This window comes from Hydrogenophaga sp. UC242_50, assembly GCF_042697355.1.
Taxonomy (GTDB): domain Bacteria; phylum Pseudomonadota; class Gammaproteobacteria; order Burkholderiales; family Burkholderiaceae_C; genus Hydrogenophaga.
Window position 1 is genome coordinate 3,257,407 of record NZ_CP170553.1, and the last position, 26,313, is coordinate 3,283,719.

At 66.3% G+C, this 26,313-nt stretch carries 25 protein-coding genes and 2 pseudogenes; 14 read left to right on the forward strand and 13 right to left on the reverse strand.

Features of this window, described 5'->3' with window-relative positions; all coding sequences use genetic code 11:
* On the reverse strand, positions 1 to 1,479 hold the full coding sequence (locus tag ACFJGX_RS16775; protein ID WP_382326596.1) for a 3-hydroxyacyl-CoA dehydrogenase: 1,479 nt from the start codon (positions 1,477 to 1,479) through the stop codon (positions 1 to 3).
* Between the two features lie 121 nt (positions 1,480 to 1,600).
* On the opposite strand from ACFJGX_RS16775, the gene ACFJGX_RS16780 reads away from it, so the two are divergent.
* Positions 1,601 to 3,724 carry a FimV family protein gene (locus ACFJGX_RS16780; RefSeq protein ID WP_382325023.1) on the forward strand — a complete coding sequence of 708 codons (2,124 nt, stop codon included), beginning with the start codon at positions 1,601 to 1,603 and terminating at the stop codon, positions 3,722 to 3,724.
* Positions 3,725 to 3,794: 70 nt separating this feature from the next.
* Here the strand turns inward: ACFJGX_RS16780 and ACFJGX_RS16785 are convergent, their stop codons facing one another.
* From ACFJGX_RS16785 to lexA, 3 genes are all read right to left on the reverse strand, one after another.
* A complete protein-coding gene (locus tag ACFJGX_RS16785; RefSeq protein WP_382325021.1) occupies positions 3,795 to 4,802 on the reverse strand; it encodes a D-2-hydroxyacid dehydrogenase family protein in 1,008 nt (335 codons plus the stop codon).
* Between the two features lie 116 nt (positions 4,803 to 4,918).
* On the reverse strand, positions 4,919 to 5,062 hold the full coding sequence (locus tag ACFJGX_RS16790) for a hypothetical protein (protein WP_382326598.1): 144 nt from the start codon (positions 5,060 to 5,062) through the stop codon (positions 4,919 to 4,921).
* A 364-nt stretch (positions 5,063 to 5,426) separates the two neighbouring features.
* Positions 5,427 to 6,104, reverse strand: a complete 678-nt coding sequence (gene lexA / locus ACFJGX_RS16795) for a transcriptional repressor LexA (RefSeq protein WP_382163966.1) — start codon at positions 6,102 to 6,104, stop codon at positions 5,427 to 5,429.
* 142 nt (positions 6,105 to 6,246) lie between these two features.
* On the opposite strand from lexA, the pseudogene ACFJGX_RS16800 reads away from it, so the two are divergent.
* From ACFJGX_RS16800 to ACFJGX_RS16815, 4 genes and pseudogenes are all read left to right on the forward strand, one after another.
* Positions 6,247 to 7,205, forward strand: a pseudogene (locus tag ACFJGX_RS16800) (asparaginase).
* 4 nt (positions 7,206 to 7,209) lie between these two features.
* The gene (locus ACFJGX_RS16805) at positions 7,210 to 7,629 is read left to right on the forward strand and encodes a hypothetical protein (RefSeq protein ID WP_382325015.1); all 420 of its coding nucleotides are present in this window, start codon (positions 7,210 to 7,212) and stop codon (positions 7,627 to 7,629) included.
* A gap of 16 nt (positions 7,630 to 7,645) precedes the next feature.
* Positions 7,646 to 7,996, forward strand: a complete 351-nt coding sequence (locus ACFJGX_RS16810; RefSeq protein ID WP_382326600.1) for a DUF6152 family protein — start codon at positions 7,646 to 7,648, stop codon at positions 7,994 to 7,996.
* Positions 7,989 to 8,126 (forward strand): hypothetical protein, encoded by a 138-nt coding sequence (locus ACFJGX_RS16815; RefSeq protein ID WP_382326602.1) that lies wholly within the window; start codon positions 7,989 to 7,991, stop codon positions 8,124 to 8,126. Before ACFJGX_RS16810 ends, ACFJGX_RS16815 begins: the two co-directional genes overlap by 8 nt.
* Positions 8,127 to 8,187: 61 nt before the next feature.
* Here the strand turns inward: ACFJGX_RS16815 and adk are convergent, their stop codons facing one another.
* The 7 genes from adk to ACFJGX_RS16850 all read right to left on the reverse strand — a co-directional run bounded on the left by adk (position 8,188) and on the right by ACFJGX_RS16850 (position 12,519).
* On the reverse strand, positions 8,188 to 8,844 hold the full coding sequence (adk, locus tag ACFJGX_RS16820) for an adenylate kinase (protein WP_382157688.1): 657 nt from the start codon (positions 8,842 to 8,844) through the stop codon (positions 8,188 to 8,190).
* Positions 8,845 to 9,000: 156 nt separating this feature from the next.
* Complete coding sequence (kdsB, locus tag ACFJGX_RS16825) at positions 9,001 to 9,786, reverse strand: 3-deoxy-manno-octulosonate cytidylyltransferase (RefSeq protein ID WP_382325011.1); 786 nt, start codon at positions 9,784 to 9,786, stop codon at positions 9,001 to 9,003.
* Positions 9,783 to 9,989, reverse strand: a complete 207-nt coding sequence (locus tag ACFJGX_RS16830) for a Trm112 family protein (RefSeq protein WP_291117088.1) — start codon at positions 9,987 to 9,989, stop codon at positions 9,783 to 9,785. The genes kdsB and ACFJGX_RS16830 overlap by 4 nt, the downstream gene beginning before the upstream one ends.
* Positions 9,990 to 10,024: 35 nt before the next feature.
* Positions 10,025 to 11,095, reverse strand: a complete 1,071-nt coding sequence (gene lpxK, locus ACFJGX_RS16835) for a tetraacyldisaccharide 4'-kinase (protein WP_382325009.1) — start codon at positions 11,093 to 11,095, stop codon at positions 10,025 to 10,027.
* 19 nt (positions 11,096 to 11,114) lie between these two features.
* Positions 11,115 to 11,549, reverse strand: a complete 435-nt coding sequence (locus ACFJGX_RS16840) for a biopolymer transporter ExbD (protein ID WP_291117082.1) — start codon at positions 11,547 to 11,549, stop codon at positions 11,115 to 11,117.
* On the reverse strand, positions 11,546 to 12,193 hold the full coding sequence (locus ACFJGX_RS16845; protein WP_382157694.1) for a MotA/TolQ/ExbB proton channel family protein: 648 nt from the start codon (positions 12,191 to 12,193) through the stop codon (positions 11,546 to 11,548). Before ACFJGX_RS16845 ends, ACFJGX_RS16840 begins: the two co-directional genes overlap by 4 nt.
* A 62-nt stretch (positions 12,194 to 12,255) precedes the next feature.
* Entirely contained in the window at positions 12,256 to 12,519 is a 264-nt protein-coding gene (locus tag ACFJGX_RS16850) for a hypothetical protein (protein ID WP_382325007.1), read from the reverse strand.
* A 32-nt stretch (positions 12,520 to 12,551) separates the two neighbouring features.
* On the opposite strand from ACFJGX_RS16850, the gene xseA reads away from it, so the two are divergent.
* From xseA to ACFJGX_RS16865, 3 genes are all read left to right on the forward strand, one after another.
* The gene (gene xseA, locus ACFJGX_RS16855; protein ID WP_382325005.1) at positions 12,552 to 13,850 is read left to right on the forward strand and encodes an exodeoxyribonuclease VII large subunit; all 1,299 of its coding nucleotides are present in this window, start codon (positions 12,552 to 12,554) and stop codon (positions 13,848 to 13,850) included.
* 134 nt (positions 13,851 to 13,984) lie between these two features.
* Complete coding sequence (locus ACFJGX_RS16860; RefSeq protein ID WP_291117076.1) at positions 13,985 to 14,566, forward strand: superoxide dismutase; 582 nt, start codon at positions 13,985 to 13,987, stop codon at positions 14,564 to 14,566.
* A gap of 235 nt (positions 14,567 to 14,801) precedes the next feature.
* Positions 14,802 to 17,039: an NADP-dependent isocitrate dehydrogenase gene (locus tag ACFJGX_RS16865; RefSeq protein WP_382326604.1), complete on the forward strand. Its 2,238-nt coding sequence runs from the start codon at positions 14,802 to 14,804 to the stop codon at positions 17,037 to 17,039.
* A 45-nt stretch (positions 17,040 to 17,084) separates the two neighbouring features.
* On the opposite strand, the gene ACFJGX_RS16870 is transcribed toward ACFJGX_RS16865, so the two are convergent.
* Positions 17,085 to 17,534 (reverse strand): DUF192 domain-containing protein, encoded by a 450-nt coding sequence (locus tag ACFJGX_RS16870; protein ID WP_382325001.1) that lies wholly within the window; start codon positions 17,532 to 17,534, stop codon positions 17,085 to 17,087.
* Between the two features lie 130 nt (positions 17,535 to 17,664).
* On the opposite strand from ACFJGX_RS16870, the pseudogene icd reads away from it, so the two are divergent.
* The 3 genes and pseudogenes from icd (at position 17,665) to clpA (ending at position 21,949) form a co-directional block, all read left to right on the forward strand.
* Positions 17,665 to 18,919: pseudogene (gene icd, locus ACFJGX_RS16875) on the forward strand (NADP-dependent isocitrate dehydrogenase).
* Between the two features lie 236 nt (positions 18,920 to 19,155).
* Positions 19,156 to 19,515, forward strand: a complete 360-nt coding sequence (gene clpS / locus ACFJGX_RS16880; protein WP_382328728.1) for an ATP-dependent Clp protease adapter ClpS — start codon at positions 19,156 to 19,158, stop codon at positions 19,513 to 19,515.
* A 97-nt stretch (positions 19,516 to 19,612) separates the two neighbouring features.
* Positions 19,613 to 21,949, forward strand: coding sequence for an ATP-dependent Clp protease ATP-binding subunit ClpA (gene clpA / locus ACFJGX_RS16885; RefSeq protein ID WP_382326606.1), 2,337 nt, complete (start codon positions 19,613 to 19,615; stop codon positions 21,947 to 21,949).
* A 67-nt stretch (positions 21,950 to 22,016) separates the two neighbouring features.
* On the opposite strand, the gene ACFJGX_RS16890 is transcribed toward clpA, so the two are convergent.
* A complete protein-coding gene (locus tag ACFJGX_RS16890; protein WP_382326608.1) occupies positions 22,017 to 23,570 on the reverse strand; it encodes a helicase HerA-like domain-containing protein in 1,554 nt (517 codons plus the stop codon).
* 91 nt (positions 23,571 to 23,661) lie between these two features.
* Between ACFJGX_RS16890 and ACFJGX_RS16895 the strand changes: the two genes are divergently transcribed.
* The 3 genes from ACFJGX_RS16895 to ACFJGX_RS16905 are packed head-to-tail and all read left to right on the forward strand — an operon-like array spanning position 23,662 to position 26,312.
* Complete coding sequence (locus ACFJGX_RS16895; protein ID WP_382324995.1) at positions 23,662 to 24,387, forward strand: YebC/PmpR family DNA-binding transcriptional regulator; 726 nt, start codon at positions 23,662 to 23,664, stop codon at positions 24,385 to 24,387.
* A gap of 12 nt (positions 24,388 to 24,399) precedes the next feature.
* Entirely contained in the window at positions 24,400 to 25,674 is a 1,275-nt protein-coding gene (gene purD / locus ACFJGX_RS16900; protein ID WP_382324993.1) for a phosphoribosylamine--glycine ligase, read from the forward strand.
* The gene (locus tag ACFJGX_RS16905) at positions 25,671 to 26,312 is read left to right on the forward strand and encodes a 1-acyl-sn-glycerol-3-phosphate acyltransferase (RefSeq protein WP_382326610.1); all 642 of its coding nucleotides are present in this window, start codon (positions 25,671 to 25,673) and stop codon (positions 26,310 to 26,312) included. Before purD ends, ACFJGX_RS16905 begins: the two co-directional genes overlap by 4 nt.
* Position 26,313: the final 1 nt, after the last annotated feature.

Below are 26,313 nucleotides of genomic sequence, written 5' to 3' on the forward strand. Positions count from 1 at the left end.
TCAGGCTTCTTCGTGCGTCAGGCTCAGGCCCAGCGCGCCACGGCGGCGCAGCCAGGGGGAAGGGCGGTAACGCGGGTCGCCGTACACCGTCTGCAGGTTGAACAGGATCTCCAGCAGGTTGGTGGGACCGATGCGGTCGCCCATGGCCAGCGGCCCCATCGGGTAGCCCAGGCCGAGGGTGACCGCCACGTCCAGGTCGGCCGGCGAGCAGATGCCCTGCTGGCACATGTCGGTCGCGATGTTGACGATGGGCCGCGCACCACGCGCTGCGTGACGAAACCACCGCTGTCGCGCACCACGCTCACGGCCTTGCCGTCGCTGGCGAACAGGGCGTGAGCGGCGTCGCGCATGTCGGCCCGGGTGGCGGGGTTGGTGCGCCAGCACGCGGCGGCGGGTGGAGGCGTCGTCGAGCATCATGTCGATGCCCACGGTGCGCGACGCATCCAGGCGTTCCACGGCGGCCAGCGTGGTCACGTCCAGACCCAGCGGCGCCACCAGAATGAGCGCGGCGGCCGACGGTGCGGCGGCGGTCTCGATGTGCGCGCCCAGGTCCTTGAGCAACTGATAGAGCTCGGCCCGGCGGGCTGCCTTGGGCGAGACCCAGACCGGTGGCAGCTCCGCGACGGTCGGCGCGGCCACGTCGGCCGGCACCTGGGCCACGCCCTTGTCGTAGGCATAGAAACCTTCACCGACCTTCTTGCCCACCACGCCCCCAGCCAGGCGCTGGGCGGTGATCACGCTGGGGCGGTAGCGCGGCTCCTCGAAATACTGGTGGTAGATCGACTCCATCACGGGGTGCGAGACGTCCAGCGCCGTCAGGTCCATCAGCTCGAACGGGCCGAGCTTGAAGCCCATCTGGTCCTTGAGGATGCGGTCGATGGTGGCGAAATCGGCCACGCGTTCGCCCACCACGCGCAGGGCTTCGGTGCCGTAGCCGCGGCCGGCGTGGTTGACGATGAAGCCCGGCGTGTCCTGTGCCGAGACCGGCGTGTGGCCGAACTGGCGGGTGTAGTCCGTCAGGCGCTGGCAGACCGTGGCGCTGGTCTTGAGGCCGGCAATGACCTCGACCACCTTCATCAGGGGCACCGGGTTGAAGAAGTGGTAGCCAGCGAGTTGGGCCGGGCGCTTGAGCGCGGCACCGATCGAGGTGACCGAGAGCGACGAGGTGTTGGTGGCCAGCACCGCATCGGGTTGGACGATGGCTTCGAGATCGGCAAACAGGCGTTGCTTGACGTCGAGCCGTTCGACGATGGCTTCCACCACCAGATCGCAGGGCGCGAGGTCGGTCAGCGCGCCGGCCAAATGCACCCGTGCCAGGCAGTCTTCCATCTGGCTGGCCTCCATGCGGTTCTTGCCCACCAGCGTCTGCCAGGTGCCTTGAAGGGCGGCGCGGGCGGCCTCCGCCGCGCCGGCCTGCACGTCGAAGAGCCAGACCTGGCTGCCGGCCTGGGCCGCCATCTGGGCAATGCCGCGGCCCATGGCACCGGTCCCGACGATGCCCGTATGAAGAAATATGGGTTGCATAAGTGTGTTGTATTTGGAATGAGGGTGCCTGGAGCTATGACAAAATGATCCAACGAAAGAACGAAGGGCTTCCAACGTGCGCCAGACATGGACAGGCTGTATTTTGCTATTAACTGCGCTGGGCAGTTCGGCGGCCACGCTGGGGCGGCACAGTGGTGCAGCTGTCATCGGACAACCTCTCGATGTCCGGGTTCAGGTTCTTCTCGCTCCGGGTGAGGATCTCACCAACCAGTGCCTCAATGCGGATGTCTTTTTTGGCGATACGCAAGTGTCGCCCGGTCTGGTTCGCAGCACGCCCCAGAAAGCCGAGGCCGAGTCCTCGGTGCGCATCCAGACTCGGCAGCCCATCAACGAACCCATCGTCACCTTGTACGTGCGCGCCGGCTGCGGCACCGCGTTCACCCGCCGCTTCGTGCTGCTGGCCGACCCGCTCAACGAGCCGATGGCGCCGGTCGACCGATCCAACAACCCGGTGGCCGTGGCGCCCCCGGCGGTGGCGCAGGCGCCTTCCACGCCTGCGGGTCCCGGTGTCGCGGGCGGCAGCCTGGTAGAGAGTGGCACCGCCAGCGCTCGGCCGCCCGTTGCGGCTGGCCCTGTGGCTTCGCCATCGGCACGGCCTGCGCCCAAGCCCGCCGCGAAACCGGGTGCCACCGCCTCGCCCCGTGCGAGCAGTGTGGTGCGCCGTCCACCGGCACCCCCTGCGGCGCCCCGCCTGCAGCTGGACCCGATCGATCTGGATGCGGGCATCGAGCGCGATCCGACGCTCAAGCTCTCGCCCTTCTTGCTGAGTGAGCCCGCCACCTCCGAAGAAGCCCGCGCCGCCGCCGGCCTGCTCTGGAAGTCTCTCAGCGCGTCGCCGGAAGACATCCTGCGGGACGCCCAGAAACTCGCGGCGCTGGAGGCGGAAGCCGAGCAACTGCGCAACGCCCGGGCCCAGAGCCAGAACAGCATTGGCGAGCTGAACGCCCAACTGAATGAGGCGCGTGACCAGCGCTACCGCAACTGGCTGGTGTACCTGCTGGGCGCACTGCTGTTGCTGACGCTTCTGGCGCTGCTGATGGCGTCGCGCCGCCGTCCAGCGCAGGCCGGGTCCGAGGCGTCCCGTGCGTGGTGGTCCTCGACGCCTGAAGACAAAACCATGCCGGCACAGCTCCGCAAGCCCGTGCGCCAGGGCGCCCCGATGGTGGCGGCCCCCGCGCCCGGCGGCGTGGAACTCGATCTCCACCTGGATCAGGATTCGTCGCTGGACGATTTGCAGGCCCTGGATGGCGCCGCTGCGCGCGAGAGCGATCCACAGTCGGAGTCGGCGGTTGCGCTGCCATCGCGCGACCGTCGGGATTTTTCACCGAGCGCCTTGGGCATCTCCCGTTCGGTGCGCACGGAAGAGTTGTTCGACATTCAGCAGCAGGCCGACTTTTTCGTGTCGCTGGGTGAAGACGAGCAGGCCATCCAAGTGCTGCGCAACCACCTGGCCGAGAGCCATGAGCCCAGCCCCCTGGCTTACCTGGATCTGTTCAAGCTCTATCACCGCCTGGGGCGCCGCGAAGACTACGACGCCCTGCGCGACGAGTTCAACCACGTCTTCAATGCCGGCGCGCCGCCCTTCAACCGCTACACCGACGGTGGTCGAGGCCTTGAAGCCTACGAAACGGCCTTCAGCCGCATTCAGTCGCTGTGGCCGGAGCCCCGGGTGCTGGACCTGATCGAGGAGTCGATCTTCCGGGACGCCAGCGACGACGAAGTCGAGGTGTTCGATCTCGAGGCGTACCGCGAGCTCTTGCTGTTGCACGCGATGGCCAAGGAGCTGATCAAGCGAGACGAGCCGTCCGCGGCAAAGCACAGCGAATTCCGGCACACGAACATGCAACCGCTGAAAGCCGACGGCCGGCGTCCGAGCGCGCCAGCCGGCAAGAAGCCCCCCGTCGCTGAAGAGCCTGCTGGCGGTCGCAACACCCAGCCGATGGACCTGGGTGTGCTGGTGCCTGCGTCGTCCCACCTGGGCCTGGACATCAACCTGAACGACCTCTCCGAGTTCTCTGCCTTCGAGGCCTTGTTGCCAGAGGTGTCGCCGCCCGTGGAGCCGACCGCCAAGGCAGGTGACGCCCAGGACCTGCCGCTGAGCAACCTGATCGATTTCGAGGTGTTGGACTTCATGCCGCCGGACGACGAGCCAGGCTCGAAGCCGGATGGCAAACGCTGACGCCCTTGGTACCCAGAAAAAACGCCGGTGACAACCGGCGTTTTTTCTGGGGTGAGGTCGATCGCAGCCATCAGCGTCGAACCTGCAGCGCGCCTGGATTGACGATATTGGTCGGTGTGCCCTTGATGTAGTTGACCACGTTGTCGAACGCAGAGGAGAAGTACATCTCGTAGCTGTCCTGCTCGACATAGCCGATGTGGGGCGTGCAGATGCAGTTTTCGAGCCGCAGCAGGGCATGGCCTTGCAGGATGGGCTCGGATTCGAACACGTCGATCGCGGCCATGCCCGGGCGACCCCGGTTCAGCGCGGCGATCAGCGCCTCGGGCTGGATGAGCTCGGCGCGGGAGGTGTTGACCAACAGCGCGGAGGTCTTCATGGCGGCGAGGTCTTCGGGTGTCACACAGCCCGCGTTGCTCTCGCTCAGCCGCAAGTGCAGGCTCAGCACGTCGGCCGTTTCAAACAGGGCTGCCTTGCTGGGGGCCACATCGAAACCATCGGACGCGGCGCGGGCACAGCTTTCTTCGCTGCCCCACACGATCACGCGCATGCCGAAGGCCCGCCCGTAACCTGCCACCATCTGCCCGATGCGGCCGTAGCTCCAGATGCCCAGCGTCTTGCCACGCAACACCATGCCCACGCCGAAATTGGCGGGCATGGCAGCAGCCTTCAGCCCGGCCTGTTGCCAGGCGCCATGCTTGAGGTTGGAGACGTATTGCGGGATGCGGCGCATGGCCGCAAGCATCAGGGCCCAGGTGAGCTCGGCGGTGGAGACGGGTGAACCCACGCCCTCGGCCACCGCGATGCCACGCTCGGTGCAGGCATTGACGTCCACATGCCCGCCCACGCGCCCGGTCTGGGCGATGAGTTTGAGCCGGGGGAGTTTTTCAACCAGTTGACGGGTGATGGCGGTGCGTTCCCGGATCAGGACCAGCACATCGGCATCGCGCAATCGGATGGACAGCTGGCCCACGCCCTTGACCGTGTTGGTGAAGACTTTGGCCGGGTAAGGCTCCAGTTTCTCGGCACACCGCAGTTTGCGCACAGCGTCCTGATAGTCATCAAGGATCACAATATTCATGACCCTATTGTGCCTTCACCTCCCAGGCCTTCCGGGCCGCTGACCCCTGGTTACAAGCAGGCACGGCGCGCCGGGAGCCTGGAGGATGGCCGTGTGCTCGCTGGCGGCGGCCGAGTTCAGGCCGCGCGCGTGGACAGCTGGCGTTCCTGGTCGGCCAGTCGATCGAGTTCGGCGCACACATCGTTGATGCGGCCCGAGATCACCAGCCTGACACCGGCCCGGTGCGCCGCCGCGGGGCCGGTCTGCTGCAGCACGCGCACGCGAGGCACAGGGTCCGCTGCCGGTGGCACGGCCCGCAAGACAAGTGGACTGCGGGCCGTGCTGGCGCGCTTGAGCCACCCGGCACGCGCAAAGCGCTGTACAACCTGCGCTGCGCACGGGCTCGTTGGCGGCCGTTGCCCGGCGAAGGGCGGGAGAGGGCAACCAGCAGTCGATCAACTGCAAAGGGGCGCGCCACGTGTTGGTGTTGAAAATTTTTCCCATGCGAAACTCCATTGGGTGGGGTTGAACACAGGCAGGATTGCAAAATCAAACGCCTTCGCAGGGATGTGTCCTTGTGGTGGGTTGTGCACCCACCGGGACCAAACGCCCGCCACCTGCTGAGGCGACACGGACCGGGATCGGTCAGAGCTGGAAGCTGTTGCGGATCAGGCCCACGGCGAGTCCTTCGATTTCGAATGGCTCGCCCGGTTCGACGACGATGGTCTTGTAGTCGGGGTTTTCCGCGTGCAATTCAATCAGGTGCTGGCGCCGCATGAAGCGTTTGACGGTGACGTCGTCACCCAGGCGGGCCACCACGATCTGGCCGTTCTTGGCTTCCTTCGTGGCCTGCACGGCGAGCAGATCGCCGTCCATGATGCCGATGTCGCGCATGGACATGCCACGCACCTTGAGCAGGTAGTCGGGCGTGCGCTGGAACAGGCTGCGCTCGACCTGGTAGGTCTGGTCCACATGCTCCTGCGCCAAGATGGGCGAACCGGCTGCGACGCGACCGATCAGGGGGAGCACCAGCTGGGCCAGGCTGGGGATCGGCAGTGTAAGCTGGCGCCCGCGCGAATCGTTGATGGACTGCAGGTCTTCGCTGCGCAGGCGGATGCCTCGCGAAGTGCCACTGACCAGTTCGATCACGCCCTTGCGTGCCAACGCTTGCAGATGCTCTTCGGCGGCATTGGCCGACTTGAACCCGAGTTCGCTGGCGATTTCGGCACGGGTGGGCGGTGCGCCGGTGCGTGCGATCGCCGTCTGGATCAATTCCAGAATCTGTTGCTGCCGGGCGGTGAGCTTCGGTGCGGTATGGGGCATGTCGAGCATGAGGACCTCGTCGTGAACGTGGTGCGCAAGGGGAACGCCATCTGGGAAGACAGGAACAATGCGGGAAGTGGCTGATACCTGTTTTCTTATCCAGTATCTGTATTTTTAACCAGTTTTCAAGGATTGGCAAGTGGTGGACACAAATCAGGGCCGGCGGCTCGTGATCCTGGGCACGGGCGGCACCATCGCCGGGCGTGCGGCGCAGGCGGGCGACAACGTGGGCTACGTGGCGGGGCAGGTCGGCGTGGCCGATCTGGTGGCGGCCGTTCCGGCTTTGGCCGGCGTGCCGTTGGAGGTGGAGCAGGTCGCCCAGATCGACAGCAAGGACATGGGCCTGCCGGTGTGGCAGGCCCTGGCGGCACGGCTCCAGGCGCATCTGGACGATCCCCAGGTGTCGGCGGTGATCGTGACGCACGGCACCGACACCCTGGAGGAAACGGCGTTCGTGCTGCAGCGCCTGCTCCAACCCACCAAGCCTGTGGTGCTGACCTGCGCGATGCGCCCGGCTTCCGCGCTGGTGCCGGATGGGCCGCAGAACCTTGCCGACGCGCTGGCCGTGGTGCGGCATGGGGAGGCCGGCGTGGTGGTGGTGTGTGCCGGACAGGTGCACGGCGCGCTGGAGGTGGCGAAGGAGCACACCTACCGCCTGGACGCTTTTGACTCTGGAGACGCGGGGCCGCTGGCTTGTGTGGAGGAGGGGAGGTGCGCCGTTTCCGATCCCGGGGCGCCTCCGTTGCTTCCCACGATCCAGCCCCGCTGGCCCGCTTCCTGGCGGCCGACGCCCTGCCTCGGGTCGAACTGGTGACCAGCCATGCCGACGCGGACGGCAGCCTGGTGCGGGCCTTGATGGCGCCAGGCGCCGCCCGTCCCTTGCGGGGCATCGTGGTGGCCGGCACGGGCAACGGTACCGTTCACCAGGCGCTGACCGATGCGCTGAATGCCGCGCAGGCACAACGGGTGCGGGTGGTGCTGGCGACGCGTTGTGCGCGCGGAAGGGTGGTGCCGCACGCTGGCCTGCCATTCGCGCACTCGGCCGGGCTCTCGCCGGTCAAGGCCCGGTTGGCGCTGGCGCTGGACCTGCTGATGGAATGACGCGATGTTCGCCGCGCTCGGTGCCCACGCCTGGGCGTACCCCATGCTGGAAGTGGCCCATCTGCTGGGCGTGGCGCTGTTGCTCGGCAACCTGACGCTGCTGGAACTGCGGGTGTTCGGCTGGGGCCAGAGCCTGCCTGTGGAGCCCCTGGCGAAACTGAGCCTGGGCCTGGTGGCGGTGGGTTTCGCACTGGCCGCCGTGTCGGGCCTCCTGATGTTCGGTACCCAGGCCGGGGAACTGCTGGCGAATCGCGTGTTCACAGCCAAGATGGTGTTGATCATGCTGGCGGGGTGCAACGCCGGCTGGTTCCACGCCCGCCGATCGCTGCAGCGCCAGGACCGCACTGCGCGCCTCTTGATGCTGCTGTCGTCGGCCTTGTGGCTGCTGGTGCTGACCTGCGGCCGTTGGATCGGTTACGTGTGATGGGAAGGAGATCTCCATGCAACGACGTGATGTGATTCGGACCGGGGCCTGGCTGGGCCTGGGGGGTTGGGGCGGTGGGGCGCTGGCCCACCATGGCTGGAGCAGCTTCGACCAGGACCGTCCGCTCTACCTGGAGGGGCGGGTGGTCGAGGTGAAGTGGCGCAACCCGCACGCCGAGCTGGTGCTGGAGCTGCCCGAGGCCCTGCGCCTGCCGGCCGACCTCGGCCAACGCCCTTTGCCCGCCCAGACGGCGGGCATCGACGGGCCCGCGCTGCTGCGCCAAGACCGTGTTGCCCACGCGCCGCGACCGGCGCTGGGAGATCGAACTGGCGCCGCTGTTCCGGTTGGGGCAATGGCAGATGCCTGAGGTCAAGACCGGGGCCTCCCTGTCCACCGTGGGCTTCACGTTCAAGGACGAGAAGGGCGAAGCGATCCTGCGCGCCGAGTACGTGTTTCTGGAGGGCAAGGCCTACGGCCTGCGCTCCAGCCCGGCTTGAGCCCTCCTGAAAGCGGAACACCCGGCACGTGGCCGGGTGTTCTGCGGGAAGCCGGGGTGGCTTACTTCGACAGCGCCTCGAAGGCGCGCGCCGTGATGTCCTCGACCGAGCCCATGCCGCTGATGGCGCGGTACTTGGGCGCGGCGGCCGCGTCCGAGCGCGCCCAGCTGCTGTAGTAGTCCACGAGGGGACGGGTCTGTGCGCTGTAGACCTCGAGCCGCTTCTTCACGGTCTCTTCCTTGTCGTCTTCGCGCTGGATCAACGGCTCGCCGGTCACGTCGTCCTTGCCTTCCACCTTGGGCGGGTTGAACTTGACGTGGTAGGTGCGGCCCGAGGCGGGGTGCGAACGGCGGCCGCTCATGCGTTCGATGATGGCGTCGAACGGCACGTCAATTTCCAGCACGTAGTCCAGCTTCACGCCGGCGGACTTCATGGCATCGGCCTGCGGAATGGTGCGCGGGAAGCCGTCGAACAGGAAGCCGTTGGCGCAATCGGACTGGGCAATGCGTTCCTTGACCAGGTTGATGATGAGGTCGTCGCTGACCAGACCGCCGGATTCCATCACGGCCTTGGCTTGCAGCCCCAGGGGGGTGCCGGCCTTCACCGCCGCGCGCAGCATGTCGCCGGTGGAGATCTGGGGGATGCCGTATTTTTGGCAAATGAACGTGGCTTGCGTTCCTTTGCCGGCACCCGGGGCGCCCAACAGAATCAGTCTCATCGCTTTCCTTTTTTCAGAGTTTCAATGGCGTGGCCGCTTGTCTCGAGCGGCGGCCCCAGGGCGTGGGAGCCGGGGCGACCGGTCGAGGATAGCACGGGCACCCTTCGCTCTGGCTGACAGGAAAAGGGCTCCGACGCCCACCGCAAGGCCCGTAATTCAGGCCTTGGCGAGCAGCTCGCGCACCCGTTGAAGATCTTGCGGCGTGTCCACGCCGGGGCCCGGTGCATGGGCCGTCACGTGCACCGCGATGCGGTGGCCGTGCCAGAGCACGCGCAATTGCTCCAGCGACTCGATTGCTTCCAGCGACGAAGGCTCCAGCTGGGGAAACTGCCGCAGGAAGCCGGCGCGATAGGCGTAGATGCCGACGTGGCGCAGTGGCGCAGGGGTCGGCAGCGCGCTCATGGGCTGGCCGGGTGCCATGCCATCGCGCCACCAGGCGATGGGTGCGCGGCTGAAGTACAGCGCGGTGCCCATGCGGTCGAGCACCACCTTCACCACGTTGGGATTGAGGAAGTCGCTCGTGCTGTCGAGGGCGTGGGCGGCGGTGCTCATCACGCAATCGTCGCGGCGCCGCAGTTCGGCCGCCACGGCGTCGATCAGCGTCGGCTCGATCAGAGGTTCGTCGCCTTGCACATTGACCACCAATGCCTCATCCGCCAGGCCGAGCAGGGCGCAGGCTTCGGCCAGGCGGTCGCTGCCGGAGCGGTGGTCGGTTCGCGTGAGCAGGGCTTGCACGCCGTGGGCGGCGCAGGCGTCGACGATGCGCGGATCGTCGGCCGCCACCACGCAGCGCGAGGCGCCGCTCTGCATGGCGCGCTGCGCCACGCGCACCACCATGGGCACGCCGACGATGTCGGCCAGGGGTTTGTCGGGCAGGCGGGTGGAGGCCAGTCGGGCGGGAATGAGGACGGTGAAGTCGGCCGCCGCGGTGGGCAGGCTCATGCGAGCGGGGCGGGGGCCGATGGGCGCGCCGCTTCCTCTTCGCTGATCGTGCGGGCCTCGTGTTCGAGCAGGATGGGAATGCCGTCGCGCACCGGGTAGGCCAGGCGCGCGCTGCGCGAGAGCAGTTCCTGCTTGTCGCGGTCGAAGATCAGAGGGCCCTTGGTGACCGGGCAGACCAGCAGTTCGAGCAGTTTGGTGTCCATGGCGGAATGATAGTCGCGCCGGCTGGATCCGGGTTTCAAGGCTCTGGGCGCCAGGCGGCCAGATGGGCGTCGACCGCCTCGAAAAATGCCGGGTCGGGCGTGAGTTCGAGCGGGACGGCCCAGGCTTGCACGGAGCCGTTTGCCGGCAAAAGGGCAAAGAGTTTGGTCGCGTCCTTCTCGGTGCAGACCAAAGGGTGCCGCGCGCCGTGCACCAGCTCGGCGTAGGCCGCCGGGTCGGCGTGATCCGGCAGGGCCACCTGCTGCGTGGGGACGACGCCGGCCTCCCGCAGCATGTCAAAGAACACCTCGGGCCGGGCGATGCCGGCCACCGCAGTCAGCGGCGCGCCCTTCAATTGCGACAGTTCGATGCGCTGGCCCCGGGGGCCGGTGGCATGGGAGGCCAGTTGGCGCACCGCCCCGAACGCGGGCATGTCCGGCGCCGCCACACCCGTGGCGGCCGGTGCACCCGCGCGGCCTTGCCGCAGGAGAAGGTCGGGCCTGAACGGCGCGTGGCGCGCGGGCGGCCAGGGTTCGCGCAGCAGGCCGGCGGGCAGCAGCCAACCGTTGCCCACGCCGCGATCGTCAAACACCGCGATGGCCAGTTGCCTCGCCAACGCGAGGTGCTGCAGCCCGTCGTCGCACACCAGCACATCCACGTCGGGGTGGGTGGCGCGCAGCGCGCGCGCGGCATCGACCCGGCGAGCCGCCACGCAGACGGGGACGCCGGTGCGCTGGTGGATCAAGAGGGGCTCGTCCCCGGCTTCGCTGGCTGGCGTGTCGGCGTGCACATGGGTCACGCCGATGGCGTGCCGGCCATGACCCCGCGAGACCACACCGGGATGCCAGCCCTGCGCCTGAAGGTGCTTGACCAGCGCGATGGTGCAGGGTGTCTTGCCCGCACCGCCGACCACCACGTTGCCGACCACGACGACCGGCACATCCATCTGGTGAACCTTCAGCAGCCCACGGGCATACAGCCAGCGGCGCAGGGCCATGAGCGAGCGGTACAGCAGGGAGACGGGCCAGAGCAGGCAGGACAGCGGGCCGCGTTGCTGGGCGCGCCGCAGCCAGGCGGCTTCCCGCGTCTGCCCCTGGGCCTGGCTCATGGCGGGCACCCGTGGCGCGTCAGGGTTTGCCGCGGGCGGGGGCACCCGTCTGCTGGGTGGCGAACGTGATCTGCACCAGGCCGGCCCGGCGGGCGGCGTCCATCACATTGATGACCGACTGGTGGGTGGCGGCGGCGTCCGCGCTGATGACGATGACTGTGTCGCGGTTGTCCTGCGAGGCTTCCGAGAGCACGCGCGTGAGGACCTCGACGCCCGCGCCCTCGAGCACCTGCCGGTTGATGGAGTAGCGGCCGTCGCTGCCCACCGCCACCACGATCTCGCGCGGGTTCTGCTTGGGCGCCTGCGCGTCGGCCACGGGAAGGTTCACCTTCAGTTCGGTGAACTTGCTGTAGGTGGTGGTGAGCATCAGGAAGATCAGCACCACCAGCAGGATGTCGATGAACGGGATCAGGTTGATCTCGGGCTCATCGTGCTCACCGGTGCGGAAGTTCATAGCGTGGGCTTCCGCAGGCTCAGCAGGTGCCGGGCGAAGCGCTCCGCCGCGAGTTCCATGGACAGCAGGTAGCTGTCCACCCGGGCGCGGAAGTAGCGCCAGAAGATCAGCGCGGGGATGGCGATGATCAGGCCGAACGCGGTGTTGTAGAGGGCGATCGAGATGCCGTGCGCGAGCTGGCCGGGGTTGCCCATGCCGGGCACGGCGCCAACGGTGTCCACCGCCTGCGAGCCGAAGATCTCGATCATGCCGATGACGGTGCCAAGCAGGCCCAGCAGGGGCGCGGCCGACGCGATCGTGGCCAGCGCGCCCAGGTAGCGCTGCAGCTTGGCGGCGGCCTCGCGGCCCGCGCCTTCCAGGCTGGCGCGCAGGTCGTCTTCGGTGGCGCGCGGGTTGACGTTGTAGGTGCGGAAACCGGTGGCGAGCACCGTGCCCAGCACGGAGTTCTGTTCAAGCTGCTTGACCACGTCCGGGCCCGGGATGCCGTTGCGCGAGACCATGATGGCTTCGTCGAGCAGCTTGGGCGGGAAGATCTTGCGCGTTTTGAGGCTGACGAAGCGTTCGATGACCAGGGCCATGCCGAGCACGGAACAGGCGATCAGGGGCCAGATGGGCCAGCCAGCGGCTTGTATGATGGAAAACAAATCAGAACTCCAGGCTAGTGCCACCGGACGCGGGTGGCCTTGAGGGTGCGAACGATTATGTCTCAGGCCCATGTGCGGCCCTCTGAAGGGACCGACCATTCGGCCCCTGCCCATGCCGTCCAGCCAGTCGGGCCCGATTCCTCTCCCTGATGCACAAATTCTGTGGATAACTTTGTGAAAAACTCACCCGCGATGCGCACGAAACCCCGGCCTGGAAGGGCCGGCGACACGTCGATCACAAAACAGGCACTGCAAATGTCTTTGGAATCAAGGCTCTTGGCGGCATCGCGCGGCGCCATTGAAGGGTGTTTCAGCATCGCCAGCAACGGCGCGGCTTGTGGACACATTTGCCCCGGAGATGCGCGTGGCTGAATCCTTGTTCGATGCCGATCAGCCGTCCGCGCGGCGTGTGTGGGCAGTTGGCCCGCTGATGCGAGCCGTGGCCGACACCGTCTCGGCCCGATTCAATCCGGTGGCGGTTCGGGGGGAGCTTTCGGGCTTTTCGAGGGCGGCCAGCGGCCATTGTTATTTTTCGCTCAAGGACGAGATCGGCCAGGTGCGTTGCGCCATGTTCAGGCGCTCGGCCGAGCAGTTCAGTTTTGCCCCGCGCGATGGCCAGCTGGTCGAGGCGCGTGGCAAGCTCGATGTCTACGGTGCGCGCGGCGATCTGCAGCTCATTGTCGAGTCGCTGCAGCCCGCGGGGCAGGGCGCGCTGTTCGAACAATTCCTCAAGCTCAAGGCCCAGCTGGAGGCCGAGGGCCTGTTCGAGGAGGCCCGCAAACGTCCGCTGCCCGTGCAGCCGCGCAGCATCGGCATCGTCACGTCCCTGGGTGCGGCGGCCTTGCGCGATGTGGTCACGGCGTTGAAGCGGCGGGTGCCCCATATTCCGGTGGTCATCTACCCGGCGGCCGTGCAGGGCGCGCAGGCGCCTGCCGAGCTGTGCGCCGCGCTGCAAACCGCTTACCAGCGGCATGCGGACACCGGCGAGAGCGAGGTGCTGCTGCTCGTGCGCGGAGGCGGGTCGCTGGAAGACCTGTGGTCGTTCAACGACCCGGTGCTGGTGCGCACCATCGCGCAGGCCCCGATGCCCGTGGTGTGCGGCGTCGGACACGAGACCGACTTCACTTTGGCCGATTTCGTGGCCGACCTGCGCGCGCCCACGCCGACCGCGGCGGCCGAGCTGTGCGCACCCACGAAAGTGCAGCGCCTAGGCGAACTGGCCTACCTGCAGGAGCGCCTGAACGATGGCGCCTATTCGGACATCGATCAGCGCGGTCAGCGGCTTGACCGCCTGGCCCAGCGCCTGGGGCGGCCCTCCGGGCGCATCCACGACAGCCTGCGGCACCTGGCCAGTCTGGAGCACGGCTTGCAGCGCAGTGGTTCGCTGGCGATCCAGCGCCAGCACAACCGCCTGCAGACCTTGCAGACCCAGTTGCCGCCATCCTTGCAGCGCGCGCTGCAAGCGCAGCGGCAGCGGTTGCAGCGCGGCCAGACCGCGCTGGGCCTGCTCGATCCGCAACTCGTGCTGCAGCGGGGCTATGCCTTTCTCACCGACGAGCATGGTGCTGCGCTCACGCGCGCCGCTCAGGCCCGGCCCGGGCAGCCGCTGCGCGCGACGCTGGCCGATGGCTCGCTGGACGTGAGGGTGGAAGGCTGAATCCCTGAGGGCCGAGAAACCCTGATCGCTCTGCCGTCACTGGCCTTGCCTACAATGCGGAGGCCCGATTGCCTTGTGCTCCGCTTCCCGCGGCCAAGCGCGCCATTTCACAACACCAACGCAAGAGGAACCCCATGGAACACACCCTGCCCAAACTGCCTTACGACCTGGACGCCCTGGCCCCGCACTACAGCCGCGAGACGCTCGAGTACCACCACGGCAAGCACCACAACGCGTATGTGGTCAACCTGAACAACCTGCAAAAGGGCACGGAGTTCGAGAACATGGACCTCGAGTCCATCATCAAGAAGTCCAGCGGCGGCATCTACAACAACTCGGCCCAGATCTGGAACCACACCTTCTTCTGGAACTGCATGAAGCCCAACGGTGGCGGTGAGCCTTCCGGCGCGCTGGCCGCGGCCATCACGGCCAAGTGGGGCAGCTATGCCGCCTTCAAGGAAGCCTTCGTCAAGTCCGCCGTGGGCAACTTCGGCTCGGGCTGGACCTGGCTGGTGAAGAAGGCTGACGGCTCGGTCGACATCGTCAACATGGGCGCCGCCGGCACCCCGCTGACCACGGGCGACAAGGCCCTGCTGACCGTGGACGTGTGGGAACACGCCTACTACATCGACTACCGCAACCTGCGTCCCAAGTTCGTCGAGACCTTCCTCGACAAACTGGTGAACTGGTCGTTCGCCGAAGCCAACTTCGCCTGATCGCATGCGCCAGCATCAAGGGCTCGGAGGGTGACCTTCGGGCCCTTTTTGCTGTCTGGCGGCATGAAAGCATGCAAATTTTTTTGCGCGTGTTTTGTATTGTGGGAATGTGATCCCAAAAACGAAGGCCTGGCCCTTGCGCTGAAAGCACAATCACGGGATACCGGTCACCGTGTCCGCGCCACCGGCCTGGATGCCGATCGGCATCGCACCCTACAACCTCTGGAGATAAGCAATGAGCAGCCAGCAACCCACCATCATCTACACCCTGACGGACGAGGCCCCCTTGCTGGCCACCAGTGCGTTTCTCCCTGTCATCCGCACCTTCGCAGCGCCCGCAGGCATCAACGTCACCACCGCCGACATCTCCGTGGCGGGGCGCGTGCTGGCGGCTTTCCCTGAGTGCCTGACCGAGGAACAGCGCGTCAGCGACGACCTCGCCGCGCTGGGCAAGCTCACGCTCAAGCCCGAGGCCAACATCATCAAGCTGCCCAACATCAGCGCGTCGGTGGCCCAGCTCATGTCGTGCATCAAGGAGCTGCAGGCCAAGGGCTACAAGATTCCGGACTACCCCGAGAATCCCAAGACCGACGAAGAAAAGGACATCCGCGCGCGCTACTCCAAGTGCACCGGCAGCGCAGTGAACCCGGTGCTGCGCGAAGGCAACTCGGACCGGCGCGCCCCCCGCGCGGTGAAGGAATACGCCCGCAAGAACCCGCACAGCATGGGTGAGTGGAGCCAGGCTTCACGCTCGCACGTCTCGCACATGCACCACGGCGACTTCTACCACGGTGAGAAGTCCATGACCCTGGACAAGGCGCGCGACGTCAAGATGGAGCTGATCACCAAGAGCGGCAAGACCATCGTGCTCAAGCCCAAGGTCTCGCTGCTGGATCGCGAGGTGATCGACTCGATGTTCATGAGCAAGAAGGCGCTGCTGGCCTTCTACGAAAAGGAGATCGAGGACGCGCGCAAGACCGGCGTGATGTTCTCGCTGCACGTCAAGGCCACCATGATGAAGGTGTCGCACCCCATCGTGTTCGGCCATTGCGTGCGCATCTTCTACCGCGACGCCTTCGAGAAACACGGCAAGCTGTTCGATGAACTGGGCGTGAACGTCAACAACGGCATGGTGGATCTGTACAACAAGATCGCCACGCTGCCGCAGAGCAAGCAGGACGAGATCAAGCGCGACCTGCACGCCTGCCACGAAGGCCGCCCCGAGCTGGCCATGGTCGATTCGGCCAAGGGCATCACCAACTTCCATTCGCCCAACGACGTGATCGTCGACGCTTCCATGCCGGCGATGATCCGCAACAGCGGCAAGATGTGGGGCGCTGATGGCCGCCTGAAGGACGTCAAGGCCGTGATGCCCGAATCGACCTTCGCCCGCATCTACCAGGAGATGATCAACTTCTGCAAGTGGCACGGCGCGTTCGATCCCAAGACCATGGGTACCGTGCCCAACGTGGGCCTGATGGCCCAGCAGGCCGAGGAGTACGGTTCGCACGACAAGACCTTCGAGATCCCCGAAGACGGCGTGGCCAACATCACCGACCTGGCCACCGGCGAGGTGCTGATGAGCCAGGACGTGGAGCAGGGCGACATCTGGCGCATGTGCCAGGTCAAGGACGCTGCCATCCGCGACTGGGTCAAGCTGGCCGTGACCCGCGCGCGCAACTCGGGCATGCCCGTGGTGTTCTGGCTCGACGCCTACCGCCCGCACGAAGCCCAGCTGATCACCAAGGTCAAGATGTACCTGCACGAGCACAACACGGCAGGTCTGGACATCCAGATCATGAGCCAGGTGCGCGCCATGCGCTACACGCTGGAGCGCGTGATCCGCGGGCAGGACACCATCAGCGCCACCGGCAACATCCTGCGCGACTACCTGACCGACCTGTTCCCCATCATGGAACTGGGCACCAGCGCCAAGATGCTGTCCATCGTGCCCCTGATGGCCGGTGGCGGCATGTACGAGACCGGTGCCGGCGGCTCCGCGCCCAAGCACGTGCAACAGCTGGTGGAAGAGAACCACCTGCGCTGGGATTCGCTGGGTGAGTTCCTGGCCCTGGCCGTGAGCTTCGAAGACCTGGGCCTCAAGAACAACAATGCCCAGGCCAAACTGCTGGCCAAGACCCTGGACGCGGCCACCGGCAAGCTGCTGGACAACAACAAGAACCCGTCGCCCAAGACCGGTCAGCTCGACAACCGCGGCAGCCAGTTTTACCTGGCGCTGTACTGGGCGCAGGAGCTGGCTGCGCAGACCGAGGACAAGGCGCTGGCGGAGAAGTTCGCACCGCTGGCCAAGGCGCTGGCCGACAACGAGAAGACCATCGTCAAGGAACTGGCCGACGTGCAGGGCAAGCCGGTCGACATCGGCGGCTACTACAAGCCCGATTTCGCCAAGCTGGAAGCCATCATGCGCCCCAGCAAGACGTTCAACGCGGCGCTGGCTTTGCTGAAGTCCTGACGCAAAAAAGGCCACCGGAAACGGTGGCCTTTTTCTTTTCGGGGGTTACTTGATGAACGGGGCGCCGCTCAGGCGCGAGCCGGCCTTGATGCCGCGCTTGTCGAACCAGCCCTGGTGCATCTCGAGCACGTAGCGCACCGGCTTGGCCGAGCAGTGCGAGTCCAGGCTCTGGGGCTGCATGTTCGCCAGGTTGACGATGGTGCCGTCGTCGGCCACGAAGGCGGCGGTCAGCGGCAGCAGCGTGTTCTTCATCCAGAAGCACTGACCGGAGGGCTGTTCAAACACGAACAGCATGCCCTCGTTGACCGGCATGTCCTTGCGGAACATGAGGCCCACGGCACGTTCCTGAGGGGTGGCGGCCACCTGGGCCTGGATCAGGTGCATGCCGGCCGACAGGCCGACGCGCGGCAGCTGAAGCTGAGGACCTTCCTGGGACCAGGCTGGCCCCGACAGCAGGAAGAACAGGCAGATCAGGGGCGTGAGCAGGCGTTTCATGCGGTGAGGCGGGTGAGTCGGGTCAGGCCCGCATTGTCCGCCATCGTGGCACGGCCGGGCGGGGGCTGAAGCTCCGAGTCTAGAATTCGCGCTCTTGTTCCCTTCCTCAGCCCTCTGGATTCCCATCGACATGTACCAGCACATCCGCGTGCCCGCCCAAGGTCAGAAGATCGCCGTCAATGCCGACATGTCGCTCCAGGTGCCTGACGAACCCATCGTGCCTTACATCGAAGGCGACGGCACCGGCCTGGACATCACGCCGGTGATGCTCAAGGTGGTGGACGCCGCCGTGGCCAAGGCCTATGGTGGCCGCCGGAAAATCCACTGGATGGAGGTCTATGTCGGCCAGAAGGCCACCCAGGTCTACGGGCCGGACGTCTGGCTGCCGGAGGAAACCCTGGACGCCTTGCGCGCCCACGTGGTGTCCATCAAAGGGCCCTTGTCCACGCCTGCCGGTGGGCCGTTCCGCTCGCTGAACGTGGCGCTGCGCCAGGCGCTCGACCTCTATGTCTGCCTGCGTCCTGTGCAGTACTTCGAGGGCGTTCCGTCGCCGCTGAAGGAGCCCGAGAAAACCAACATGGTGGTGTTCCGAGAGAACTCGGAAGACATCTATGCGGGGATCGAGTACGAGGCGGGCTCTCCCCAGGCGCAAAGCCTGATCCGCCTGCTTCAGGTCGAAATGGGCGTGACCACCATCCGTTTCCCGGCCACGTCGGGCATCGGCATCAAGACGGTGTCCAAGGAGGGCACCGAGCGCCTGATGCGCAAGGCGATCCAGTACGCCATCGACCACGACAAGCCCAGTGTGACCATCGTGCACAAGGGCAACATCATGCGCTACACGGAAGGCGGCTTCCGCGACTGGGCCTACGCGCTGGCCCAGAAGGAATTCGGTGCGGCCTTGCTCGACGGCGGGCCGTGGTGCCAGTTCCGCAACCCGAAGACCGGCCGGGACATCCTCATCAAGGATTGTTTCGCCGACGACTTCCTTCAGCAGATCCTGCTGCGCCCGCTGGACTTCTCGGTGGTGCGCGACGCTCAACCTCAACGGCGACTACATCGCCGACGCGCTGGCGGCGCAGGTGGGCGGCATCGGCATCGCGCCGGGTGCCAACCTGTCCGATTCCCTGGCGTGCTTCGAGCCCACCCACGGCCCCGTGCCCAGGTTCGCAGGCAAGGACTACGCCAACCCATGCGCCGAAATCCTCGCCGCCGAGATGATGCTTCGGCACCTGGGCTGGAAGGAGGCCGCCGACGTGGTCATCTCCGCCCTGCGCAGCGCCATCGGCAGCAAGCAGGTCACCCACGACTTCGCCCGGCTGATGTCCGGCGCCACCCAGGTCAGCTGCTCCGGTTTTGGCGACGTGATGATCGAGAGCATGTAAATCGCGCCCGGGCGGCCAAATCCATTCCCTCGCCCGGGCGTGCGGTGGGAAGAAGCGCACGAATGCCGCCCAACTCGGTGGTTTTCAAGCCAGCTTTCGCTTCACAATGAGGCATGGCTGATGCAGGTTGCCACACCCCCCGCCGACCCGAAGGCAATGCTGTTTCGGGCCGTTGGAAGGCTGTTGTATTCCCGCACGATGCGGCGGTGCAATGCGCACCGCTAGAATCATTTTCACTGCCCACCCAGAACCCCAAGAAACCGCCCAACCCTGTCGTCTCGCCCCCCAGCACGGGCAGCGACGACTCGGTGGTGCTGGAGCGGCGCGCGCAACGCACCCAACCCCCCCAGATGTTCCAGGTGGTGCTGCTCAACGACGATTTCACGCCAATGGAATTCGTGGTGCACGTCATCCAGGAGTTTTTCAGCAAGGACCGGGAGACCGCCACCCAGATCATGCTCAAGATCCATCTGGAAGGAAAAGGCATCTGCGGCGTGTATTCGCGCGATGTCGCCAGCACCAAAGTGGATCAGGTGCTCCAGGCCGCCCGGGCGGCGGGGCATCCATTGCAATGTCTGAGTGAACCGGTTGAATAAATCCGAATCCACCCCATCTGAGCCCTAGTCAGCCCCTTTTGACCTTTTTGAACCAGACGATTGCCTCTTCGATCACCCAGCCCAAAGGACGTGCCCAATGATTGCCCAGGAACTTGAAGTCAGCTTGCATATGGCCTTTGTCGAGGCCCGGCAGCAGCGGCACGAATTCATCACGGTGGAGCACCTGTTGCTCGCGCTGCTGGACAACCCCAGCGCCGCCGAGGTGTTGCGCGCCTGCTCGGCCAACATCGACGACCTTCGCAAATCCTTGACGAACTTCATCAAGGACAACACCCCGCAGGTGGCCGGCACCGACGAGGTGGACACCCAGCCCACGCTGGGCTTCCAGCGCGTCATCCAGCGCGCCATCATGCACGTGCAGTCCACCGGCAACGGCAAGAAGGAAGTCACCGGCGCCAACGTGCTGGTGGCGATCTTTGGCGAGAAGGACTCGCATGCCGTGTACTACCTGCACCAGCAGGGTGTGACGCGCCTGGATGTGGTGAACTTCATCGCCCACGGCATCCGCAAGAGCGACCCGCCGGAGCCCACCAAGTCGGGCGAAAGCGCGGCCGAGAACGAGGAAGCCAGCGAAGCCAAGGGGAATGAGAAAGCCTCGCCCCTGGAGCAGTTCACCCAGAACCTGAACCAGATCGCCAAGGACGGCAAGATCGATCCGCTGATCGGCCGCGAGTACGAGGTCGAGCGCGTGATCCAGATCCTGTGCCGCCGCCGCAAGAACAACCCGCTGCTGGTGGGTGAAGCCGGTGTGGGCAAGACCGCCATCGCCGAGGGCCTGGCCTGGCGCATCACCCAGGGCGACGTGCCCGAGATCCTCGCCGAGTCGGCCGTCTACTCGCTCGACATGGGCGCTTTGCTGGCCGGTACCAAGTACCGCGGTGATTTCGAACAACGCCTCAAGGGCGTGCTCAAGTCGCTCAAGGACAAGCCCAACGCCATCCTGTTCATCGACGAGATCCACACGCTGATCGGTGCGGGTGCCGCCTCGGGTGGCACGCTGGACGCGTCCAACCTGCTCAAGCCGGCGCTCTCCAGCGGCCAGCTCAAGTGCATCGGCGCCACCACCTTCAGCGAGTACCGCGGCATTTTCGAAAAAGACGCGGCCTTGTCGCGCCGTTTCCAGAAGGTGGACGTGGTCGAGCCGACGGTGGCCGAGACGGTGGACATCCTCAAGGGGCTGAAGTCGCGCTTTGAAGAGCACCATGGCGTGAAATACGCCGTGGCCGCCCTGCAGGCCGCCGCCGAGCTCAGCGCGAAGTACATCAACGACCGCCACCTGCCCGACAAGGCCATCGACGTGATCGACGAGGCCGGCGCCGCCCAGCGCATCCTGCCGGTGTCCAAGCGCAAGAAGACCATCAGCAAGGCCGAGGTCGAGGAAATCGTGGCCAAGATCGCCCGCATTCCCCCGGCGAACGTGTCCAACGACGACCGCAGCAAGCTGCAGACGCTGGAGCGCGACCTCAAGAGCGTGGTGTTCGGCCAGGACAAGGCACTGGAAGTGCTGGCATCGTCGGTCAAGATGGCGCGTTCGGGCCTGGGCAAGGCGGACAAGCCGATTGGTGCCTTCCTGTTCAGCGGCCCCACCGGCGTGGGCAAGACCGAAGCCGCCAAGCAGCTGGCCTACATCATGGGCATCGACCTGATCCGCTTCGACATGTCGGAGTACATGGAGCGCCATGCCGTGAGCCGCCTGATCGGCGCGCCTCCGGGCTATGTGGGCTTCGACCAGGGTGGCCTGCTGACCGAGGCGATCACCAAGAAGCCGCACTGCGTGCTGCTGCTCGACGAGATCGAGAAGGCGCACCCGGACATCTTCAACGTGTTGCTGCAGGTGATGGACCACGGCACCCTGACCGACAACAACGGGCGCAAGGCCGACTTCCGCAACGTCATCATCATCATGACGACGAACGCGGGTGCCGAGACCATGAACAAGGCGACCATCGGCTTCACGAACCCGCGCGAAGCGGGTGACGAGATGGCCGACATCAAGCGCCTGTTCACGCCCGAGTTCCGCAACCGCCTGGATGCGACCGTCAGCTTCAAGGCGCTGGATGAGAACATCATCATGCGCGTGGTCGACAAGTTCCTGCTCCAGCTGGAAACGCAACTGGCCGAGAAGAAGGTCGAGGTCACGTTCACCGACGGGCTGCGCAAGCACCTGGCGAAGAAGGGCTTCGACCCGCTGATGGGCGCGCGTCCGATGCAGCGCCTGATTCAGGACACGATCCGCCGTGCCCTGGCCGACGAACTGCTGTTCGGTCGCCTCACCGAAGGTGGGCGCCTGACGGTGGACATCGAGACCAAGCAGGACGAAGCGGGCAAGGAAACGCAGGAAGTCATGCTCGACATCCAGCCTTTGTCGAAGAAGGAAGGCAAGGCCAAGCCCGAGGAAGCCACGGCGGGCTGAGTTCCGTCGACGTCTGAATGAAAAAGGCCCGGTATGACCGGGCCTTTTTTCTTGGGCGATCGCCGGATCAGCGCTTCTTGCTGCCGCCCAGCAGGCCCCCGAGCATGCCGCGCACGATCTGGCGGCCCAGGCCACTGGCGCAGCGCTGCGGGCCGCGGTTTTGCGCGATCGTCTGCACCAGGCCGTCGTATTGCCCGCCACGGGGGCCGGTGCGGCCGAACAGCGCTTCGTTGACCATGTTGCCGAAGCCGCCGCTCTCGGCCGGTGCCTGCTGCTTGTCCGCGCCCGGAATGCGGGGCGTCTTCGCGGCCGAGGACGCTTCGGTGGGTTCCTCCGCGCCGCGTTTTCCGGCGTGGTTGGCAAACATCTCGTAGGCGCTTTCGCGGTCCACCACCTTTTCGTACACGCCCGCCACCAGCGAGTTCTGGCGCAGTTGCTGGCGCTGGGCGTCGGTGATGGGGCCCAGCTGGCTGCCTGGCGGCACCACGAAGACGCGCTCGGTCTCGGTCGGGCGGCCCTTGGGGTCGAGCAGGCTGACCAGGGCTTCGCCCACGGCCAGCTCAGTGATCGCGGCTTCGATGTCCAGCCCCGCCTTGGGGCGCATCGTCTGGGCGGTGGATTTCACGGCCTTCTGGTCGCGGGGCGTGAAGGCGCGCAGCGCGTGCTGCACGCGGTTGCCCAGCTGGCCGAGCACGCTGTCGGGGATGTCCAGCGGGTTCTGTGTGACGAAATAGACCCCCACACCCTTGGAGCGCACCAGCCGCACCACGAGCTCGATGCGCTCGATCAGCACCTTGGGTGCTTCGTTGAACAGCAGGTGGGCCTCGTCGAAGAAGAAGACCAGCTTGGGCTTGTCCGGGTCGCCAATCTCCGGCAGGGTCTCGAACAGCTCGGACAGCATCCACAGCAGGAAGGTGGCGTACAGGCGCGGCGCGTTCATCAGCTTGTCGGCCGCCAGCACGTTGATCACGCCCTTGCCGTCCACCGTCTGCATGAAGTCGGTGATGTCGAGCATGGGCTCGCCGAAGAACTTGTCGCCCCCTTGCTGCTCCACCTGCATCAGCCCGCGCTGGATGGCGCCGATGCTGGCGGCGCTGATGTTGCCGTATTCGGTGGTGAACTGCTTGGCGTTGTCGCCGATGTGCTGCAGCATGGCCCGCAGGTCTTTCATGTCGAGCAGCAGCAGGCCGTTGTCGTCGGCGATCTTGAACACCAGGTTGAGCACGCCGGCCTGGGTGTCGTTGAGGTTGAGCATGCGCGCGAGCAGCAGCGGACCCATGTCGCTGATGGTGGCGCGCACCGGGTGGCCCAGCTCGCCGAACACGTCCCACAGCGTGGTGGGGCAGGCGTGGGAGGCGGGTGGCGTGATGCCCCGGTCTTTCAGGATGGCGCTCATCTTCTCGCCGAAGCTGCCTGGCTGGCTGATGCCGGAGAGGTCGCCCTTGACGTCGGCCATGAACACCGGCACGCCGATGTTCGAGAACTGCTCGGCCAGCGTCTGCAGAGTCACGGTCTTGCCCGTGCCGGTGGCGCCGGTGATCAGGCCATGGCGGTTCGCGAGCCCGGGCAACAGCTGGCAGGTGGTGGTGGCGTTCTGGGCGATCAGCATCGGTTCGGCCATGGCAAGGGTTCCTCAGGGAAGGCGGTTCGGGTGAAAACGTAAAATCGCAGGCTTATTAGATCAAAGCCAGAACGGGCAAAAGGACAATTTCGTGGCCGGACACAGCAAATGGGCAAATATTCAGCACCGCAAGGGTCGCCAGGATGAAAAGCGCGGAAAGATCTGGACGCGCGTGATCCGCGAGATCACCGTGGCGGCCCGCCAGGGCGGCGGGGACCCGGCGATGAACCCGCGCCTGCGGCTGGCCATCGACAAGGCCAAGGCCGCCAACATGCCGGCCGACCGCATCAAGTACAACGTGGACAAGGCCTCGGGCAACCTGGAAGGCCAGGCCCTGGAAGAAATCCGCTACGAAGGCTACGGCATCGGCGGTGCGGCCGTGATCGTCGACACCATGACCGACAACCGCGTGCGCACGGTGGCCGAGGTGCGTCACGCTTTCAGCAAGTACGGCGGCAACCTTGGCACCGATGGCTCGGTGTCGTTCCAGTTCAAGCACTGCGGCCAGCTGGTGTTCGCGCCCGGCACCTCCGAGGACAGGGTCATGGAAATCGCGCTGGAGGCGGGTGCCGACGACGTGATCAGCGACGGCGACGGCGCCATCGAGGTGCTGACCTCGCCGGTGACGTTCGAGGCGGTCCGCAACGCGCTGGAAGCCGCCGGCCTCAAGCCCGAGGTGGCGGAGGTCACGATGCGGGCCGAAAACACCATCGAGCTGACGGGCGACGACGCCGCGCGCATGCAGAAGCTGCTGGACGTGCTGGAGGACCTGGACGACGTGCAGGACGTGTTCCACAACGCCGAAATCGGCGAATAAAGGTCGGCCCGGATGAAAGTACTCGTGATTGGCGGCGGTGGCCGCGAACATGCGCTGGCCTGGAAGCTGGCCCAGGCCGAAGGTGTGCAACAGGTTTTCGTGGCGCCCGGCAATGCCGGCACCGCGCGCGACCCGGCGCTGACGAACCTCGATATCACCGACAAGGCGGCGCTGCGTGCCTGGGCGCAAGGGCAGGGCGTCGCCCTCACGGTGGTGGGCCCGGAGGCGCCCCTGGCGGCTGGCGTGGTGGATGAATTCCGCGCCCATGGCATGCCGATCTTCGGCCCGACCAAGGCCGCCGCGCAGCTGGAGAGCTCCAAGGCGTTCTCCAAGGCCTTCATGCAGCGCCATGGCATTCCCACGGCGAAGTACCAGACCTTCACCGATCCGGCCGCCGCGCACGCCTACGTGGACACCGAGGGCGCGCCCATCGTGATCAAGGCCGATGGCCTGGCCGCCGGCAAGGGCGTGGTGGTGGCGATGACGGCGGCCGAGGCGCACGAGGCGATCGACTTCATGCTGGTCGACAACACCCTGGGCGTGGCCCACAACGAGGGTGGCGCGCGCGTCGTGATCGAGGAATTCCTCGTGGGTGAGGAAGCCAGCTTCATCGTGCTGTGCGACGGCGAGCACGCCTTGGCCCTGGCGACCAGCCAGGACCACAAGCGCCTGATGGACGCCGACCAGGGCCCCAACACCGGTGGCATGGGGGCGTACTCCCCCGCACCGGTGGTCACGCCGGCGGTGCACGAGCGCGCCATGAACGAGGTGATCCTGCCCACGCTGCGGGGCATGAAGGCCGATGGCATTCCCTACACAGGTTTCCTCTACGCGGGTCTGATGATCACGCCCGACGGGCAGGTCAAGACGCTGGAGTTCAACTGCCGCATGGGCGACCCGGAGACGCAGCCCATCATGATGCGGCTGCGCAGCAACCTGGCCCAGGTCCTGTTGTCCGCCACCCGTGGCGAGCTCGATCATGTGGCGCTGGACTGGGACCCACGGGTGGCGCTGGGCGTGGTGCTGGCCGCCGCCGGTTACCCGCTGAGCCCGCGCAAGGGCGATGCCATCACCGGCCTGCCGGCCGACGAAGCCGATCGCATGGTCTTCCATGCCGGCACCAGCGGCGCGCCGGGCGCGGTGCAGGTGTCGGGCGGGCGCGTGCTCTGCGTGACGGCGCTGGCGGGCTCCGTGGCCGATGCCCGGCAACGCGCCTACGAGGTGGTGGACGCCATCCACTTCGACGGCATGCAGTGCCGCCGCGACATCGGGTACCGCGCACTTTGAACCCCTCCGCCGACTACCCCGGGCCGCACGCGGTCCGGTTTCGTGGTTCTTCGCTGTCGCGCTGGCTGCTGTCCCGTCTGGGTTGGCAGCTGCGCTTTGATGGTTTTCCGCGCCTGCAGGGCGTGGCGATCGTCTATCCCCACACCAGCAACTGGGACTTCGTCGTGATGCTGCTGGCCAAGTGGGCCATTGGCGTGCCGGCGCGCTTCTGGGGCAAGGACACGCTGTTCCGCGTGCCCGTGCTGGGTGCCTGGATGCGGTGGCTGGGTGGCATCCCGCTCGATCGCCAGTCGCCTCGCGGCGTGGTGGGGGAGATGGTCGCCTTGATGACCCGGCATCGGCAGGAGGGACGCCTGCTGTGGCTGGCGCTCTCGCCCGAAGGCACGCGCCGGCGCGCGCCAGGATGGCGCAGCGGCTTCTACCAGGTGGCGGTGGGGGCGGACGTGCCCGTGGCCCTGATCCAGCTCGATTACAGTCGCAAGCAGGTGAACGTCACCGACTTCATTCGCCTGAGCGGCGACGAGGCGGCGGACTACGCCCGCATGGCCGCGTCGTACGAGAGCGTGCGCGGCCTGCATCCCGAACTCGCCAGCCCCGTGCAACCTTTGTCCAGGCCCCTTTCCGTCGATCCGGCATGAG

Coding starts and splice junctions, on each gene's coding strand:
- ACFJGX_RS16775 (WP_382326596.1), bottom strand. CDS start 1,479: ATGGGCCGCGGCATTGCCCAGATGGCGGCCCAGGCCGGCAGCCAGGTC.
- ACFJGX_RS16785 (WP_382325021.1), bottom strand. CDS start 4,802: ATGAATATTGTGATCCTTGATGACTATCAGGACGCTGTGCGCAAACTG.
- lexA (WP_382163966.1), bottom strand. CDS start 6,104: ATGCCCCATACCGCACCGAAGCTCACCGCCCGGCAGCAACAGATTCTG.
- ACFJGX_RS16805 (WP_382325015.1), top strand. CDS start 7,210: ATGTTCGCCGCGCTCGGTGCCCACGCCTGGGCGTACCCCATGCTGGAA.
- ACFJGX_RS16810 (WP_382326600.1), top strand. CDS start 7,646: ATGCAACGACGTGATGTGATTCGGACCGGGGCCTGGCTGGGCCTGGGG.
- ACFJGX_RS16815 (WP_382326602.1), top strand. CDS start 7,989: ATGCCTGAGGTCAAGACCGGGGCCTCCCTGTCCACCGTGGGCTTCACG.
- adk (WP_382157688.1), bottom strand. CDS start 8,844: ATGAGACTGATTCTGTTGGGCGCCCCGGGTGCCGGCAAAGGAACGCAA.
- kdsB (WP_382325011.1), bottom strand. CDS start 9,786: ATGAGCCTGCCCACCGCGGCGGCCGACTTCACCGTCCTCATTCCCGCC.
- ACFJGX_RS16830 (WP_291117088.1), bottom strand. CDS start 9,989: ATGGACACCAAACTGCTCGAACTGCTGGTCTGCCCGGTCACCAAGGGC.
- lpxK (WP_382325009.1), bottom strand. CDS start 11,095: ATGAGCCAGGCCCAGGGGCAGACGCGGGAAGCCGCCTGGCTGCGGCGC.
- ACFJGX_RS16840 (WP_291117082.1), bottom strand. CDS start 11,549: ATGAACTTCCGCACCGGTGAGCACGATGAGCCCGAGATCAACCTGATC.
- xseA (WP_382325005.1), top strand. CDS start 12,552: ATGCGCGTGGCTGAATCCTTGTTCGATGCCGATCAGCCGTCCGCGCGG.
- ACFJGX_RS16860 (WP_291117076.1), top strand. CDS start 13,985: ATGGAACACACCCTGCCCAAACTGCCTTACGACCTGGACGCCCTGGCC.
- ACFJGX_RS16865 (WP_382326604.1), top strand. CDS start 14,802: ATGAGCAGCCAGCAACCCACCATCATCTACACCCTGACGGACGAGGCC.
- ACFJGX_RS16870 (WP_382325001.1), bottom strand. CDS start 17,534: ATGAAACGCCTGCTCACGCCCCTGATCTGCCTGTTCTTCCTGCTGTCG.
- clpA (WP_382326606.1), top strand. CDS start 19,613: ATGATTGCCCAGGAACTTGAAGTCAGCTTGCATATGGCCTTTGTCGAG.
- ACFJGX_RS16890 (WP_382326608.1), bottom strand. CDS start 23,570: ATGGCCGAACCGATGCTGATCGCCCAGAACGCCACCACCACCTGCCAG.
- purD (WP_382324993.1), top strand. CDS start 24,400: ATGAAAGTACTCGTGATTGGCGGCGGTGGCCGCGAACATGCGCTGGCC.